General features: G+C 74.0%; 12 protein-coding genes. 4 read left to right on the top strand and 8 right to left on the bottom strand.

Going from position 1 to position 16407, the window contains the following annotated elements; translation table 11 throughout:
• Positions 1 to 30: 30 nt before the first annotated feature.
• The 7 genes from murD to rsmH all read right to left on the bottom strand — a co-directional run bounded on the left by murD (position 31) and on the right by rsmH (position 9491).
• Positions 31 to 1464 (bottom strand): UDP-N-acetylmuramoyl-L-alanine--D-glutamate ligase, encoded by a 1434-nt coding sequence (gene murD, locus ACIF6L_RS08055; protein WP_359834332.1) that lies wholly within the window; start codon positions 1462 to 1464, stop codon positions 31 to 33.
• Positions 1461 to 2522, bottom strand: a complete 1062-nt coding sequence (gene mraY / locus ACIF6L_RS08050) for a phospho-N-acetylmuramoyl-pentapeptide-transferase (RefSeq protein WP_329487257.1) — start codon at positions 2520 to 2522, stop codon at positions 1461 to 1463. The genes murD and mraY overlap by 4 nt, the downstream gene beginning before the upstream one ends.
• Complete coding sequence (gene murF, locus ACIF6L_RS08045) at positions 2522 to 3925, bottom strand: UDP-N-acetylmuramoyl-tripeptide--D-alanyl-D-alanine ligase (RefSeq protein ID WP_329487258.1); 1404 nt, start codon at positions 3923 to 3925, stop codon at positions 2522 to 2524. The genes mraY and murF overlap by 1 nt, the downstream gene beginning before the upstream one ends.
• Positions 3922 to 5574 carry a UDP-N-acetylmuramoyl-L-alanyl-D-glutamate--2,6-diaminopimelate ligase gene (locus tag ACIF6L_RS08040; protein ID WP_396486867.1) on the bottom strand — a complete coding sequence of 551 codons (1653 nt, stop codon included), beginning with the start codon at positions 5572 to 5574 and terminating at the stop codon, positions 3922 to 3924. The genes murF and ACIF6L_RS08040 overlap by 4 nt, the downstream gene beginning before the upstream one ends.
• A gap of 6 nt (positions 5575 to 5580) precedes the next feature.
• Complete coding sequence (locus tag ACIF6L_RS08035; protein WP_396486868.1) at positions 5581 to 7878, bottom strand: penicillin-binding transpeptidase domain-containing protein; 2298 nt, start codon at positions 7876 to 7878, stop codon at positions 5581 to 5583.
• Complete coding sequence (locus ACIF6L_RS08030; protein WP_396486869.1) at positions 7875 to 8441, bottom strand: cell division protein FtsL; 567 nt, start codon at positions 8439 to 8441, stop codon at positions 7875 to 7877. Before ACIF6L_RS08030 ends, ACIF6L_RS08035 begins: the two co-directional genes overlap by 4 nt.
• A 75-nt stretch (positions 8442 to 8516) precedes the next feature.
• A complete protein-coding gene (gene rsmH / locus ACIF6L_RS08025; RefSeq protein WP_352287112.1) occupies positions 8517 to 9491 on the bottom strand; it encodes a 16S rRNA (cytosine(1402)-N(4))-methyltransferase RsmH in 975 nt (324 codons plus the stop codon).
• A gap of 595 nt (positions 9492 to 10086) precedes the next feature.
• Here rsmH and ACIF6L_RS08020 point away from each other — a divergent pair.
• From ACIF6L_RS08020 to ACIF6L_RS08005, 4 genes are all read left to right on the top strand, one after another.
• Positions 10087 to 10629 (top strand): carbonic anhydrase, encoded by a 543-nt coding sequence (locus ACIF6L_RS08020; RefSeq protein ID WP_329487263.1) that lies wholly within the window; start codon positions 10087 to 10089, stop codon positions 10627 to 10629.
• A gap of 339 nt (positions 10630 to 10968) precedes the next feature.
• Positions 10969 to 12021 carry an AAA family ATPase gene (locus ACIF6L_RS08015; protein WP_380382775.1) on the top strand — a complete coding sequence of 351 codons (1053 nt, stop codon included), beginning with the start codon at positions 10969 to 10971 and terminating at the stop codon, positions 12019 to 12021.
• A 1-nt stretch (position 12022) separates the two neighbouring features.
• Positions 12023 to 13345: a DUF58 domain-containing protein gene (locus tag ACIF6L_RS08010; protein ID WP_352287109.1), complete on the top strand. Its 1323-nt coding sequence runs from the start codon at positions 12023 to 12025 to the stop codon at positions 13343 to 13345.
• Entirely contained in the window at positions 13342 to 15780 is a 2439-nt protein-coding gene (locus ACIF6L_RS08005; protein WP_396486870.1) for a transglutaminaseTgpA domain-containing protein, read from the top strand. Before ACIF6L_RS08010 ends, ACIF6L_RS08005 begins: the two co-directional genes overlap by 4 nt.
• Before the next feature lie 106 nt (positions 15781 to 15886).
• Here ACIF6L_RS08005 and ACIF6L_RS08000 read toward each other — a convergent pair whose 3' ends face one another.
• Positions 15887 to 16276, bottom strand: coding sequence for a DUF3040 domain-containing protein (locus ACIF6L_RS08000; protein WP_329487266.1), 390 nt, complete (start codon positions 16274 to 16276; stop codon positions 15887 to 15889).
• Between the last annotated feature and the right edge of the window lie 131 nt (positions 16277 to 16407).

Below are 16407 nucleotides of genomic sequence, written 5' to 3'. Positions count from 1 at the left end.
GTCCGGGCGAACGGGCCGGCCGGCCGACCGTCAGCTGTCCGCGAGCTCCCGGACCGCCGCGGCGAAGAGGTCGCCGCGCTCGCCGTAGTTGGTGAACATGTCCATCGAGGCGCAGGCCGGGGCCAGCAGCACCGTGTCACCCGATCGGGCGAGTGACGCGGCCGTACGGACCACCTCGGTCATCGCCACCGCGCCAGTCTGGCCCTCGGCCGCCTCGATCACCGGGACATCCGGCGCGTGTCGCGCCAGCGCGTCCCGGATCACCCCGCGGTCCTCGCCGATCAGCACCACGGCGCGCAGCCGCTCGGCCGCGCCCTGGACCAGGTCGTCGAACGCGGCGCCCTTGGCCAGCCCGCCGGCGATCCAGACCACCGGCCGGTACGCGGCCAGCGAGGCCGCGGCGGCATGGGTGTTGGTGGCCTTGGAGTCGTCGATGTACGTGACGCCGGCGACCACGCCGACCTCGGCGATCCGGTGGGCGTCCGGGCGGAAGGCCCGCAGCCCCTCCCGGACGGCCGCGGCGTCCACCCCGTACGCCCGGGCGAGGGCGGCGGCGGCGAGCGCGTTGGCGATGTTGTGCGGGGCCGGCGGGTGGACGTCGGCGACCGAGCCCAGCTCGGCGGCGTTCTTGTCCCGGTCCGGCACGAAGGCGCGGTCCACCAGCAGGCCGTCGACGACACCGAGGTTCGACAGGCCGGGCGAGCCGAGGCCGAATCCGATCGCCCGGCAGCCCTCCTCGACGTCGGCCTCGCGGACCAGCGCCTCGGTGGCCGGGTCGGCCAGGTTGTACACGCAGGCGACGACGTTGCCCTCGTAGATCCGGCCCTTGTCGGCGGCGTACGCCTCCATCGAGCCGTGCCAGTCGAGGTGGTCGGGTGCCAGGTTGAGCACGGCCGCCGCGTACGGGCGCAGCGAGGGCGCCCAGTGCAGCTGGTAGCTGGAGAGCTCGACGGCGAGCACGTCGTACGGCTCCTCGGCGAGCACCGCGTCCAGCACCGAGACCCCGACGTTGCCGACGGCGGCGGTGCGCCGGCCGGCGGCGGTGAGGATCGAGGCGAGCATCTGGACGGTGGTGGTCTTGCCGTTGGTGCCGGTGACGGCCAGCCAGGGGGCCGGCTCGCCGGTCGACGCCAGCGGCGCGCGCAGGCGCCAGGCCAGTTCGACGTCGCCCCAGACCTCGACGCCGGCCGCCTCGGCGGCGGCGAACAGCGGGCTGCTGGGCGGCCAGCCCGGCGAGGTGACGACCAGCCGGGTGCCCTCGGGCAGGCTGTCGCCGTCGCCGAGGCGGACGGTGACGCCCAGGGCCCGCAGCTCGGCGGCGCGGGCCTCCAGGCCCGGGCCGGAGCCGCCGTCCACGACCGTGACCAGCGCGCCGAGGCCGTGCAGCACCCGGGCGGCGCTGATGCCGGAGACGCCCAGGCCGGCGACGGCGACCGGCAGTCCGGTCCACACCGGTCCGGTCATCCCGTCACCCATCCCGCGTAGAAGAGGCCGAGACCGACGGCCACGCAGAGGCCCTGGATGATCCAGAACCGGACCACGATCAGGACTTCGGTCCAGCCCTTGAGTTCGAAGTGGTGCTGCAGCGGGGCCATCTTGAAGACCCGCTTGCCGGTCATCCGGAAGGAGCCGACCTGGATGATCACCGAGAGGGTGATGATCACGTAGAGGCCGCCGAGCAGCGCGAGCAGCAGCTCGGTGCGCGAGCAGATCGCCAGACCGGCCAGGGCGCCGCCGAGGGCGAGCGAGCCGGTGTCACCCATGAAGATCTTGGCGGGCGAGGTGTTCCACCAGAGGAAGCCGAAGCAGGAGCCCATCAGGGCGGCGGCGACCACCGCGAGGTCCAGCGGGTCGCGGACGTCGTAGCAGCTGGAGGTGGCCGAGATCGCGTAGGCGCAGCTCTGGCCGTACTCCCAGACGCCGATGAAGGTGTAGGCGCCGAAGACCATCACCGAGGCGCCGGTGGCCAGGCCGTCGAGACCGTCCGTCAGGTTCACGCCGTTCGACATCGCGGCGATCATGAAGTACGCGAAGATTACGAACAGCACCGGGCCGATCGACCAGCCGAAGTCCCGGACGAAGGAGAGGTGCTGGGAGGCCGGGGAGAGCCCGCGGTCGTCGCTGAACTGCAGCGCGAGGATCGCGAAGGCGAGGCCCACGAACGACTGGCCGAAGAGCTTGGCCTTGGCCCGCAGGCCGAGCGAACGGCGCTTGACGACCTTGATGTAGTCGTCCAGGAAGCCGACCAGGCCCAGACCGACCGTCAGGAACAGCACCAGCAGACCGGAGGCGGTCGGCGAGTCGCCCGTTATCGCCTTGGTCGCGAAGTAGGCGATCAGCGTCGCCAGGATGAAGGCGATGCCGCCCATGGTGGGCGTGCCCTTCTTGCTGTGGTGCGCCTTGGGGCCGTCGTCGCGGATGTACTGGCCGTAGCCGCGCTTGGCGAGCAGCTTGATCAGAGCCGGGGTCCCGAGCAGCGAGAGGACGAGGCCGATCATGCCGGAGAAGAGGATCTGCTTCATTACTCGGCCGCACCGTCCGCGAGCAGTGCCTCGGCCACCTTCTCGAGCCCCACCGAACGGGAAGCCTTCACCAGGACCACATCCCCCGGCCGAAGCTGACTGCGCAGCAGTTCGACCGCCGCGTCCGCGTCGGACACCAGCACCGACTCCTCACCCCACGAACCTTCGTTCCTAGCGCCCAGTTCCATGCAGGCCGCCTCGCGTCCGCCGACCGCCACCAGCTTGGTGACGTCCAGCCGTACCGCGAGCCGCCCGATGGCGTCGTGCTCGGCCAGGCTGTCCTCGCCGAGCTCCCGCATCTCGCCGAGCACCGCCCAGGTGCGGCGGCGCTCCGGGCCGCGCCCTCCGATCGAGACCAGCGCCCGCAGCGCGGCCCGCATCGAGTCGGGGTTCGCGTTGTAGGCGTCGTTCACGACGGTGAGACCATCGGCCCGGTCGACGACCTCCATGCGCCAGCGGGACAGCGCACCCGCCTCGCTCAGCGCTTCGGCGGTGTCATCGACGGACATCCCGAGCTCCACCGCCACCGCTGCGGCGGCGAGGGCGTTCGAGACGTGGTGCTCACCGTACAGGCGCAGCTGCACGGGTGCGGAACCGGCCGGGGTGGTCAGCGTGAACGATGGCCGTCCGGTGGAGTCCAGGCGAACATCCTGTGCCCGGACGTGCGCCTCGCGGGACTCCCCGAAGTACACCACCCGGGCCCTGGTGCGGGAGGCCATCGCGCGCACCAGCGGGTCGTCGGCGTTGAGGATCGCCGCACCGTCCGCCGGCAGCGCCTCGACCAGCTCGCCCTTCGCCTCGGCGATCGCCTGCTGGGAGCCGAACTCGCCGACGTGGGCGGTGCCGACGTTCAGCACCAGGCCGATCCGGGGCGGGGTGATCGAGGTGAGGTACTCGATGTCGCCCTTGTGCCGGGCGCCCATCTCCATCACCAGGTGCCGGGTGCCGGCCTCGACCCGCAGCGCCGTCATCGGGTGCCCGATCTCGTTGTTGAGCGAGCCGGGCGGGTAGACGGTGTCGCCGAGCCGCTGGAGCAGCTGGGCGATCAGGTCCTTGGTGCTGGTCTTGCCGGCCGAGCCGGTCAGCGCGACCACGGTGGTGGATTCGGCGCGGGCCACCACCGCCCGGGCCAGCTTGCCGAGTGCGTCCACCACGCTGTCGACCAGGACGGCGGGCACCCCGACCGGGCGGGCGGCCAGCACCGCGACGGCGCCGGCGGCGACCGCCTTCTCGGCATAGTCGTGGCCGTCCACGTGTTCGCCGGCGAAGGCCGCGAACAGGCAGCCGGGGCGCACCTTGCGGGAGTCGACCTCGACCGGGCCGGTGACCGGGGTGTCGGGGTCGGCGCCGTCCAGGGTGCCTCCGACGGCTGCGGCCACCTCGGCGAGGGTCAGTGCGATCACGGCTGCTCTACTCCTCCGGTGCCCCGGGCGGCCGTGGTCCGCGTGATCGAGTCCCGCAGTACCTCCCGGTCGTCGAAGGGGCGGATCTCGTCTCTTACATACTGGCCGAGCTCATGGCCCTTGCCGGCCACCAGCACGGTGTCACCGGCCTGGGCGCGGGCCACCGCGAGGTGGACCGCCTCGGCCCGGTCGGGCACGACCAGGACGGCGCCGCGCTCGGCCTCGGGCACCGAGGCGGCGCCCGTGAGCATGGTGGCGAGGATCGCCAACGGGTCCTCGCTGCGCGGGTTGTCGCTGGTCAGCAGGGCGGTGTCGGCGAGCTCGGCGGCGATGGCGCCCATCGGGGCGCGCTTGTGCGGGTCGCGGTCGCCGCCGCAGCCCACCACGACGTGCAGCCGGCCCTTGGTGACCTCGCGCAGCGAGGCGAGGACGGCGCGCAGGGCGTCCGGCTTGTGGGCGTAGTCGACCACCGCGACGAACGGCTGCCCGGCGTCCACCCGCTCCAGCCGGCCCGGCACCCCGGGCACCTCGGCGATCCCGGCGACGACCTGCTCCAGCGGCAGCCCGGCGGTCACCAGCACGGTGATCGCGGCCAGCGCGTTGGCGACGTTGAACGGGCCCGGCAGCGGGACGGACGCGTCGGCCTCGGCGCCGTCCGGGCCGAGCACCCGGAAGGTCGAGCCGATCGGGCCGAGCTGGACGTCCACCGCGCGCCAGTCGGCCTCGGCCGCACCGGTCGCGGAGAACGAGGTGACCGGGATCTTCGCCTCGGCGACCAGCCGGCGCCCGTAGGCGTCGTCCAGGTTGGCCACGCCGAGCCGGGACTTGCCGGGCTGGAAGAGCCGGGCCTTCGCCTGGAAGTAGTCCTCCATGTCCGGGTGGAAGTCGAGGTGCTCCGGCGTGAGGTTGTTGAACAGCGCGACGTCGTAGACGACGCCGTCGGTCCGGCCGAAGACCAGCGCGTGGCTGGAGACCTCCATGGTCACCGCGTCCGCGCCGCGCTCCCCCATCACGCCGAGGATCGCGTGCAGGTCGGTGGCCTCGGGGGTGGTGCGCTCGCTCTTGATCCGCTCGTCGCCGACCCGCATCTCGACGGTGCCGATCACGCCGGGGCTGTGCCCGGCGCCGCGCAGACCGCCCTCGACCAGGTAGGAGGTGGTGGTCTTGCCGTTGGTGCCGGTCAGCCCGATCATCAGCAGCCGGTCGGCGGGGCGGCCGTAGACCGCGGCGGCCAGTTCGCCCATCCGGGCCCGCGGCCGGTCGACCACCAGCGACGGCAGACCGCTGCCGGCCGCCTGTTCGGCACCGGCCGGGTCGGTGAGCAGCGCCACCGCGCCGGCGGCCGCGGCCTGGGCCGCGAAGGCCGCGCCGTGGTGGTTGGCGCCCGGGAAGGCCACGTAGACGTCGCCGGGGCGCACCGCGCGGGAGTCGTGGGTGACGCCGGTGACCGGGCTCCCCTCGACCGGCGCGAGGCCGAGCAGACGGGCCAGCTCGGCGAGCGGCAGGGCCTTCACCCCGGCGGGGCGGGGCGGGCTCACGGTGATTTGATCGGGTTTCGGCACGGCGGGCAGGCTATCCGCCGAAGGGCGTCCAGGGCCAAACCGGGCCCTCGCCGTGCCGTCGTCCCGCCCGGCCCGCTCGTTGCTCATGGTCGATCACGGCTTCCACTCGACGGGCAGGTTGGGTGCCTCGCTGCCGCTCGGCGGCACCTGCAGGGTCTTCAGGGTGAACTCCATCACCTGCTTGAACACCGGACCGCAGAGCTGGCCGCCGAAGTGGCCGTTGACCGGGTCCTGGATCACGCAGGAGACGGTGACCCGGGGCGCGTCGGCCGGCGCGAAGCCGATGAACGAGGCGGTGTACCCGCGGTATCCGCCGGTCTTCGGGTCCACCCGGTTGGCGGTGCCGGTCTTGCCGGCCACCCGGTAGCCGGGGACGGCGGCCTTGCCGCCGGTGCCCTGCTCGTCGGTGACGACCGACTCCAGCATCTCGGTGAGCGTCTTCGCGGTCTGCTCGCTGACGACCCGGGTCTGGGCCCCCGGCGCGGCCGGGGTGTACCTGCCGTCCGGCGAGGTGGTGCCCTGGACCACGCTCGGCGCCACGCGCACGCCCCCGTTGGCGATCGTGGAGTAGACCGAGGTGGCTTGGAGGGCGCTGAGGGTCATCGGGCCCTGCCCGAAGGTGATGTTGTACTTCTCCGAGGCCACGAGGTCCTCCGGCTTCTTCAGCTTTCCGGCGGCCTCCCCCGGGAAGCCCAGCCCGGTGGGCTGCGCCACCCCGAACTTGCGCAGGTAGCCGTCGAGCACCCGGTTGGCCTCCGGCTGGTCGGCGCCGAGCGTCTCGAAGGCCTCGATGGTGCCGATGTTGGAGGACTTGGCCAGCACCCCGGCCAGGGTCAGGTACCAGGTGCCGTGGTCGACGTCGTCCTGGAAGTTGACGTCGGCCCGCTGGAGCCGCCCGGGCACCGTCACCTTGGTGTCCCAGGTGGCCTTGCCGCTGTCCAGCACCGCGGCCATCGTCATCAGCTTCGCCGTGCTGCCCGGCTCGTAGGAGTCCTGGAGGGCCGGGTTGCCGAGCTGGGAGGACTTGGCCGTGCTCAGGTCGTTGGGGTTGAAGCCGGGCGAGGTGGCCATCGCCAGGACCTGACCGGTCTTCACGTCCTGGACGACGACGTAGCCCTTCTCCGCCCCGGCGTTGGCGACCTGGTCGGTGATGGCGCGCTGGGCGGCCCACTGGATGTCCCGGTTGACGGTCAGCCGCAGGTCGGTGCCGGGCACGGCCTGGTCCAGCGAACCCCCGGCGGTGGGCACCAGCCGGCCGCCCGCCTGGGCGTAGCTGCTGTGGCCGTCCTTGCCGGCGAGCTGCTTCTGGTACTGCTGCTCCAGGCCGCCGGCGCCCTCGCCCTCGGCGTTGACGAAGCCGACCAGGTTGGAGGCCAGCCCGTCCGAGGGGTAGACGCGCTTCTGGGTGTCCCGGTTGAAGACGCCGGCCAGCGGGTTGGCGCACTCGTTGTCCACCCTGGTCCGGCCGCCCTCCTCGGCCGGCTTGGTCAGCAGGCGCTTCTGGGCCAGGCAGGCCTTGGAGTTCGCCTGCTTCTCCAGACCCGACTTGAGGTCGCTGATCTGGTTCTTGACGTCCGGGCTCTGCTGGGCGGCGAGCCGCTTGTAGCGGGTCTTGGGGGTGTGCAGGTCGGCGGCGAGCTTCTCCTTGGACAGGCCGAGGATCGGCGCGAGCAGCGCGGCCGCCTGCTCGGGGGCGTCCGGGACGCCCGCGGCCTCCGGGGTGAACATGGCCGGGTCCGCGGTGATGTCGTAGGCGTCGACGGTGGTGGCGAGGGCGACGCCGTCGGCGGACGTTATCGAGCCGCGCTCGGCGGTGATCGGGATGCTCAGGTAGCGGTTGGTGTTGGCGTCGGCGGCCAGCGCGTCGGAGTCCAGCAGTTGGAGCTGGACGAGGCGGCCGGCGAAGACCGAGAACACCAGGAACAGCGCGACGGTGACCACCCGCAGCCGGCGGCGCGGGTCGGCCAGCCGGATCGCCCTGGCCTGGGGGCGCTGCGGCGGGCGGGACTTCGGGCGCGGGCGGCCGGGCAGCCGGCCCTCCGGGCGGCGCTGGCCCGGGGTGCGGAGCGGTCGGCGGGCGGCCTTGGGGTCGCCGGTCCCGGCCGACTGCGCCCGCGGGGGCCGCGGCATGGCCGACTGGGCCTTGACGGACTGGGCCTTCCGGGGTGCTGCCGCCTTCGGCGGCTGGGCCTTCGGGGGCTGCTTCGCCCGGGCGGGCTGCGGCTTGGCGGGCTGCGGCTTGGCCGGCTGCGCCTTCGCGGGCTGCGCCTTGCCGGGCTCGGCCCGGCCGGCCTGGCCGCGTGGGGTCTGCCGCGGAGCGGCGCCCTTGGCGACGAATCGGCGGCCACCGGCGCCGCCGGTCCCGCCGGTGGGCTGTCGGGGCGTGCTCATCGGCCCGCACCTCCGGTCGCGGTCGGCGCCGGCTGGGGCGCGGCCGGCGAACCGGCGGGGGCGGGGGCGGCCGGAGCGGCCGGGTTGATCTGGACGGTGGTGTCACCGCTGGGCGCCGGCGCGGCCGGCGCACCCGGCTGGGCACTCGGCGACGGCTGCTTCCCGGGCCACGGCTCGGCGGTGGACCGTTTCACCGGGGGGCTGTCCTGGGCCGGTCCGGGCGTGCCGAGCACCTTGCCGCCGTTCGGGACGTCCAGGAAGGCCATCCCCCCGGCGGGCACCATGCCCAGCTCGGTGGCCCGGCGGGCGAGCGCGTCCGGTGCGGAGTTCTGGTCGATCTGGTGCTGCAGGCCCTGCTGCTCGTCGGTGAGCACGGTGGTCTGCCGCTGCAGTCTGGACAGCTCGAAGGAGCCCTCGTTGAGGGCGGTGTTCAGCGCCAGCAGGCCGAGCAGCCCGGCCGCGAGCAGCACCACGACCAGGACCGCGAACGGTGTCCTCCCCCGTACCGGGCGCCGCCCGGGCCGCACCGTGATCCGCGCCCTGCCGCCCTGCCCGGGGAGCACCGCGCTCCTCGCCCCGCCTCCGGCCACCGGCCCCACGCTGTTCCCTCCGCCCTTCGGACCGCCCCGTGAACCTGGTCAGCCCCGGGTGCTTCGGTCCCTGATCCTCTCCGCCACCCGCAGCCGCACGGGCGCGGCGCGCCGGTTCTCCTCGATCTCCTGCTCGGTGGCCAGCTCGGCACCGCGGGTGATCAGCTTCAGCCAGGGCTGGTGCTCCTCCGGGACGAACGGCAGCCCGGGCGGGGCGGTGGTGGTCGCGCCCGCCGCCAGGTACTGCTTGACCAGGCGGTCCTCCAGCGACTGGTAGGACATCACCACGATCCGCCCGCCCAGCGCCAGCGCGTCCAGGGCGCCCGGGATCGCCCGGTCCAGCACCTCCAGCTCGCCGTTGACCTCGATCCGCAGCGCCTGGAAGGTGCGCTTGGCCGGGTTCCCGCCGGTGCGGCGGGTCGCGGCCGGAATGGCGTTGCGCACCAGATCGACCAGACGCGCGCTGTTGGTGAACGGTTCCTTCTCCCGCTCGCGCAGGATCACCGAGGCGATCTTTCCGGCGAACCGCTCCTCGCCGTACACCTTGAGGATCCGGGCCAGCTGCCCGTGGGTGTAGGTGTTGAGCACCTCGGCCGCGCTGAGGCCCCGGGTCTGGTCCATCCGCATGTCCAGCGGGGCGTCCTGGGAGTAGGCGAAACCGCGCTCGGCCTCGTCCAGCTGCATCGAGGAGACCCCGAGGTCGAACAGGACGCCCTGCACCCGGGGGATCTCCAGGCGCTCCAGCACCTCGGGGATCTCGTCGTAGACGGCGTGCACCAGGGTGGCCCGGTCGCCGAACGGGGCGAGCCGCTCCGCGGAGAGCTTCAGGGCCGCCGGGTCACGGTCCACCGCGACCAGCCGGACCTCCGGGAACTGGGTCAGCAGGGCCTCGCTGTGCCCGCCCAGGCCGAGGGTGGCGTCCACCACCACCGCGCCGGGCTGCGAGATCGCCGGGGCCAGCGCGTCCATGCACCGCTGCAGCATCACGGGGACGTGCTTGGGGGCCGGATCGTTGGTGCTCATGCGCGGTGGCGCCCTTCTTCGGTGCGGAGCAGCCCGACGTCCGGGAGCTCCGACCTATTTTGGCCCACTGTGCGCCGGAGTCGCCGCGTGGGGCGGCGGGTGGCAGCCGCCGGCGGCCGGAACGCGGCCCGTGGTCCCCGCCCGCTCAGGGGGAAGATCGTGACCGCCCGGCGCCGGGGAAGGTGCGCCAGGTGGCACGGGAGCGGGTGGAGGCCACCGGCCGCGTCGGCCGCCGCACCGGCCGGAACCGCCCGGTTGACGGGCGCCGGCGGGTGTGCTTCTACTTCTTCTCCACTGCGCCGCAACTCTATCGCGGACACCCCGTCAGTCAACGGTCCGCTCCGGCGCACCACCCGGGCGGCGGTACGGATCACCGCAGGTCGCGGCCGTCCGGCGGGCTGCCGGGGGCACCGTCCGGGGGTCGCGCGGCACGGCCGCGCGCCCCGACCCCGACGAGGCCGGACAAACCCGCTCGGAACACCTCGGCCACCGGCACGCCGCTCCACCCGGTTGTCGATATGCACTCGGTCACAGCCGCCCGGTCTGTAGCCCTCCGCCCCACCACGGAAGCCGGATTCGCACTAACGTCTTCACCATGACAGTGACCCCCGACCGGCCCACGCCGACAGCCGCTGCCGACACCACCGAACCGAAGATCATCGACCGCTTCGTGGCGGCCAACCGCGAGTACGCGGTGACCTTCCGCGACGGCGGCATGGACGCCCGCCCCGTCCAGCGCATCGCCGTGGTGGCGTGCATGGACGCCCGACTCGACCTGTTCGCCGCACTCGGCCTCGAACTGGGCGACGCCCACGTCATCCGCAACGCGGGCGGTGTCGTCACCGACGACACCATCCGCTCGCTCACCATCAGCCAGCGTGCCCTCGGCACCCGCTCGGTCGCGCTGATCCACCACACCGGCTGCGGTCTGCTCGGCCTCACCGAGGACTTCCGGCGCGAGCTGGAGCTGGAGGTCGGCCAGCGCCCGCAGTGGGCGGTGGAGTCCTTCATCGACCTCGACGGCGACGTCCGGCAGTCCATGCAGCGGGTCCGCACCTCGCCCTTCCTGCTGCACACCGACGACGTCCGGGGCTTCGTCTTCGACGTCCACACCGGTCTGCTCCGCGAGATCGACTGACCCACCCCGTCCACCGGCCGTCTCCGGCCCGGCCAACGTCGTCCGGGCCCCCGCCGGCACCCCCGCCGACGGCCTCCGTACCCGTCCCGCCGCCCCCGCGCGGGCGCCCCACCTCCCCGCGGCTTCCCGGGCGCTTTCGGCCGGGTGGTGACTTCTGGTCACCACCCGGGGGAGAATGCGCCTGCCGGTCGGACCCCGAACCACCTGGGGCGGCCGGCCGCAGGCCCCCACGACGGCACCGGCTCCCGCCACGGAACCGCTTCCCGAGGAGCCGCGTCCAGCATGGGGTGGGGGCCCGCCTCGGGGTGAGGCGGGCGCAGTGTGCCAGGGAGCGTACGGGTGACGAGCTACAACGATCAGGCCGGTCTCGAAGGTCGTCCGGGGGGCGACCGGGGGACGAAGGGGTACCACCCGGTCGGCCTGCCCGAGCTCGCCGCCGTGGTGGAACGGGTCCGGGCCAACATCGAGAGCGTGATCGAGGGCAAGCCGGAGGCAGTCCGGATCGCGCTGACGGTGCTGCTCGCCGAGGGCCACCTGCTGCTGGAGGACGTGCCCGGCGTCGGCAAGACCATGCTGGCCAAGGCACTCGCCCGGTCCGTCGACTGCACGGTGCGCCGCATCCAGTTCACGCCGGACCTGCTGCCCTCCGACGTCACCGGCACCAACATCTTCGACCAGCACCAGCGCGACTTCGAGTTCCGCCCGGGCGCGATCTTCGCGCAGATCGTGGTCGGCGACGAGATCAACCGGGCCTCGCCGAAGACCCAGTCCGCGCTGCTGGAGTCGATGGAGGAGCGCCAGGTCACCATCGACGGCACCAGCTACGAGCTGCCGTCGCCGTTCATGGTGGTCGCCACCCAGAACCCGGTCGAGATGGAGGGCACCTACCCCCTCCCGGAGGCCCAGCGGGACCGCTTCATGGCCCGGATCTCGATCGGCTACCCGAGCCCCGAGGCCGAGTTCGCGATGCTCGACGTGCACGGCGGCGCCAGCCCGCTGGACGACCTCCAGCCGGTCGCGCACGCCGCCGACATCCTCAAGCTGATCGACCTGGTGCGCACCGTGCACGTCGCCGACCCGGTCCGCCGCTACGCCGTCGACCTGGTCGGCGCCACCCGGAACAGCCACGAGCTGCGGCTCGGCGCCTCGCCGCGCGCCACCCTGCACCTGGTGCGGGCCGCCCGCGCCGCCGCCGCGCTGGACGGGCGCGACTACGTCACCCCGGACGACATCCAGCGCCTGGCCGTCCCGGTGCTCGCGCACCGCCTGATGCCGACCGCCGAGACCCAGCTGAGCCGGCGCACCGCCGAGCAGATCGTGACCGACCTGGTCGCCCGGCTGCCGCTGCCGCGCCCGCAGGGCCAGGCCGGCCCGGCCCTGCGGAGGGGCTGAGGTGGGACCGTCCGACGCACCGTCGGGCCTGCGCGCCGGCCTGAACGGCCTCACCACCCGGGGTCGCTCCTTCCTCGCCGCGGGGGCCACCTCGGTGGTCTGCGCCTACGTGCTCGACCAGGACGCGCTGCTGCGCGTCGGCGTCCTGCTCGCGGCGCTGCCGCTGGCCGCCGCGCTGCTGCTGGCCAACACCCGCTACCGGGTGGCCAGCGGACGCCGGCTCAACCCGCGCCGGGCCGTCGCCGGCCACGAGGCCCGCGTCCACCTGCGGGTGGACAACGTCTCCCGGGTGCCCACCGGCCTGCTGCTGCTGGAGGACAAGGTCCCGTACGTGCTCGGGCCGCGCCCGCGCTTCGTCCTGGACCGGGTCGAGCCGCACGGCCACCGCGAGGTGTCCTACCGGGTCCGCTCCGACCTGCGCGGCCGCTACCCGCTCGGCCCGCTCCAGCTGCGGCTCTCCGACCCGTTCGGGATGTGCGAGGTCAATCGTTCCTTCACCGCCTCGGACGTCCTCACCGTCGTGCCGCAGGTGCAGCAGCTGCCGCAGGTGCGGCTCAGCGGCGAGTGGGTCGGCCAGGGCGAGAGCCGCACCCGCACCCTGGCGCTGGCCGGTGACGACGACGTCATCCTGCGCGAGTACCGGCACGGCGACGACCTGCGCCGGGTGCACTGGAAGTCCACCGCCCGGTACGGCGAGCTGATGGTCCGCCGCGAGGAGCAGCCGAAGAAGGCCCGGGCCACCGTCCTGCTGGACACCCGGGAGTCCGGCCACCGGGGCAGCGGCCCGGCGTCCTCCTTCGAATGGGCGGTCGGCTGCGCGGCCTCGGTCGCCGCGCACCTGCTGGAGCGCGGCTACCAGACCCGGCTGCTCACCGACACCGGCCACTGCGTGCCCGGCCCGGACGCCGGCGGCGGCAACACCGCCGCCGACGCCTCCGGCCTGATCCTGGACGCGCTCGCGGTGGTCGACCTCTCCGACGGCGGCGGGCTCTCCCGGGCCGAGGAGCCCCTGCGCAGCTCCGGCGAGGGCCTGCTGGTCGCCGTGCTCGGCGAGCTGGACGAGGCCCAGACCGCCCGGCTGGCCCGGTTGCGGGGCCGGACCGGCGGCGCCGTCGTCTTCCTGCTCGACACCGGCACCTGGTCCGGCCTGCGGATGCTCGCGCCCGACACCGGCGGGGACGAGTTCCGTGCCCGGGTGCGGCAGCTGCGCGAGGCCGGCTGGACCGTCCTGCCGGTCCGCGCCGGGGACTCCGCGCCGGAGCTCTGGCAGGCCGCCGACCGGACCGAGTCGCCCTCCCCCTACCGAGATGAGGCCGGCGCGTGACCACCCGGGCCAAACTGACCGTCTACTCGGCGCTGGCCACCGCCCTGGCCTCGCTCTGCCTGCTCCCGCTGCTCACCACCAAGGGCTGGATCACCCACGCCTACCTGGTCGTCACCGTGGTCGCGGCGGCCGGCGCGGGCCTGCGCCGGACCCCGTTCTACCGCTGGACGGTGCCGCTCGGGCAGCTGCTCGTGCTGACCGTCCTGCTGCTGGTCGGCTTCGCCAGCTCGACCGCGCTCTGGGGCGGCGTGCTGCCCGGCACCCAGTCGGTGCACACCCTGGCGCAGGTCCTCGGCCAGGGGCTGGACGACATCCGGGAGTACAGCATCCCCGCGCCGCCCAACCCGGGCCTGCGGCTGATCCTGGTCGCCTCCGTCGGTCTGATCGCCATCGCGGTGGACACCGTCGCGGTCACCTACCGCCGCTCCGCGCTGGCCGGGCTGCCGCTGCTGGCGCTCTACTCGGTGGGCAACGGGCTGGCCGGCGACGGCGGCAGCTGGGCCTGGTTCGGCCTCGCCGCCGCCGGCTACCTGGTGCTGCTCTTCGCGGAGGGCCAGGACCGGGTCTCCCGCTGGGGCCGGATCTTCCGCGGCACCTCGCGCCAGGGCGAGGGCTCCGGCGCGCTCAGCCAGGGCGGCCGGCGGATCGGCGTCCTGGCCCTCGCGGTGGCCCTGCTGGTCCCGGCCTTCCTGCCGCGCTGGGAGGGCGGACTGATCCACACCGGTCCGTCCGGCGGCACGGCCGCCGGCGGCGCCGGCGGCGGCATCACCACCCTCGACCCGCTGGTGACCCTGGAGGCGGCCCTGGCCACCCCCAGCAACGTCGAGCTGCTCACCTACCGGATGGACAGCAGCCTCGCCGACACCGCCTACCTGCGCACCGGCTCGCTGGACGAGTTCGACGGCACCGCGTGGAAGCTCAGCAACCCCGGGGTGACCGAGCTCAAGACCACCTTCGCCCCGCCGGAAGGCCTGGCGAGCACCAACGTCCCGTCGGAGTCGGGCGACTTCCAGGCCTCCGACAAGCTGGAGTCGGGTTGGCTGCCGCTGCCGTACCCGGCCGCCGGCGTCAGCGTCCCCAACCCCGGCGACTGGCGGGTGGACACCCTCACCGGCACCGTGCTCCCGGACCGGGACAAGGCCATCAAGGGCCTGCGCTACCAGGCCACCGCACTCGACATCCGGCCCACCGCGGCCGAGCTGCGCAGCGTGGGACCGGTACCGCCGAAGATCTCCGACCACTACACCCAGCTGCCCAAGGACCTGCCGGCGTCGGTCCGGGAGAAGGCGCAGGAGGTCACCCGGAACGCGTCCACCGCGTACGACCGCGCGCTCGCGCTGCAGGACTGGTTCACCAGCTCCGAGTTCACCTACAGCACCAAGATCAAGGCCGGTACCGGCAGCACCGCGATCGAGACCTTCCTGCGCGACCGCAAGGGCTTCTGCGTGCACTTCGCCTCCACGATGGCGGCGATGTCCCGCACCCTGGGCATCCCCGCCCGGGTCGCGGTCGGCTTCACCCCGGGCGACGCCAAGGGCAACGACCGGTACTCGGTGAACGGGCTGATGTACCACGCCTGGCCCGAGCTCTACTTCCAGGGCTTCGGCTGGCTGCGCTTCGAGCCCACGCCGACCCGCGGCGTGCAGCCCCGCTACACCGCGCCGGTCGCCGCACCCGCCACCGCGCCGACCCAGCAGCCGACCGCCGCCGCGCAGAGCACCGCGCCGGTCGCGGCGCCCTCCAGCAGCAGCGACTGCGACCCCAAGCTGCGCCGGATGGGCGAGTGCGGGAACGACGGCAAGGCCGCGGCCGGCGCCCACCAGGACTCCTGGCTGCTGTCCTGGCAGGTGCTGACCACCCTGGCCGCCGTGCTGGCGCTGCTCGCCCTGCTGTTCACCCCGATGATCTGGCGGGAGCGGCTGCGCCGCCGCCGGCTCGGCACGGGCGGACGGCGCCGGCCCGGCGAGGACGGCCCGGCCGGGCCGACCGACGCCCAGGTGCTCGCCGCCTGGGACGAGCTGATCGACTCCGCCTGGGACCTCGGCATCCCGCCGGTCGATTCGCAGACCCCGCGCGCCGCCGCCCGCCGGATCGCCGAGGCCGCCGAGCTGGACGAGGCCTCGGCGGCCGCCGCCGGGCGGGTGGCGCTGGCCACCGAACGGGTGCTCTACGCCCGCTCCGCCGAGGTGTCCGAGCCCCTGGCGGCGGACGTCCGGACCGCCCGGGACGGCCTGCGGGCCGGCGTCGGCAGGGTCGGCCGGACGAAGGCGGCGCTGCTGCCGCCGTCCGCCGCCACGCTCTGGTGGCGGTTCTCGGACGCGGTCGTGGCCGCCCGGCTCGCGACGCGCGGCCTGGCCTCCCGGGCGGCCGCGCCGTCGCGGCGGGTGCTGGGCCGGCTGCGCCGCCGCGGCGGGGGCGACCGGACGCCGTCCTGACACCGGACGCACACGGAACGCCGACACCGGGCACACGAGGGGAACGCCGAGGGCGGGCAGTCGGATCGACTGCCCGCCCTCGTGGCGTTACGGTTCGGCCGGTGGCTCAGAAGCCGCCGGTCTGTTCGTCCCGGCGGCGCTGCCAGCGCTGCTCCACGCGGTCCATCACCCCCGCCTTGCGGCGCGGTGCCGCGGCCGGCCGCGGGCCGGAGGCCTGTCCCGCGGGCCCGCGCCGCCAGCCGGTGACGGCGAAGACGGCGCACCCCAGCATCACCAGGAACCCGACCACGCTGACCCAGATCTGGTCCGGCACGACCATGCCGCCCATCAGCAGCCCGATGCCCACGACGAAGCCGCCGACAGCCAGGTAGACCCGCCGACGGGTGTAGGTGCGCAGCCCGGTTCCCTCAAGCGCCGTCGCGAATTTGGGATCTTCGGCATACAGCGCTCGCTCCATCTGGTCGAGCAGTCGCTGCTCGTGCTCCGAGAGCGGCACGGAGTCCTCCTACTCGTCGGTCGCCGGTGCGACCGGTCCGCCGCCCCGGTCGGGGAGGCAAAGTCCAATCAGCCTTCAGAACACGCGGTCGGACGCCTGTACGGGGGCCCAGGCCCGTGTCGTCCATATGC

The organism is Kitasatospora sp. NPDC086009 (assembly GCF_044540385.1).
Classification (GTDB): Bacteria; Actinomycetota; Actinomycetes; order Streptomycetales; family Streptomycetaceae; genus Kitasatospora.
The sequence above is the reverse complement of the archived record's forward strand: the minus strand, read 5'-3'. Positions and strand labels throughout refer to the sequence as shown.

Bases quoted from the DNA above. Each gene is read 5' to 3' on its own strand.
- murD (WP_359834332.1), bottom strand. From the start codon at position 1,464: ATGACCGGACCGGTGTGGACCGGACTGCCGGTCGCCGTCGCCGGCCTG.
- mraY (WP_329487257.1), bottom strand. From the start codon at position 2,522: ATGAAGCAGATCCTCTTCTCCGGCATGATCGGCCTCGTCCTCTCGCTG.
- ACIF6L_RS08040 (WP_396486867.1), bottom strand. From the start codon at position 5,574: ATGAGCAACGAGCGGGCCGGGCGGGACGACGGCACGGCGAGGGCCCGG.
- ACIF6L_RS08035 (WP_396486868.1), bottom strand. From the start codon at position 7,878: ATGAGCACGCCCCGACAGCCCACCGGCGGGACCGGCGGCGCCGGTGGC.
- rsmH (WP_352287112.1), bottom strand. From the start codon at position 9,491: ATGAGCACCAACGATCCGGCCCCCAAGCACGTCCCCGTGATGCTGCAG.
- ACIF6L_RS08020 (WP_329487263.1), top strand. From the start codon at position 10,087: ATGACAGTGACCCCCGACCGGCCCACGCCGACAGCCGCTGCCGACACC.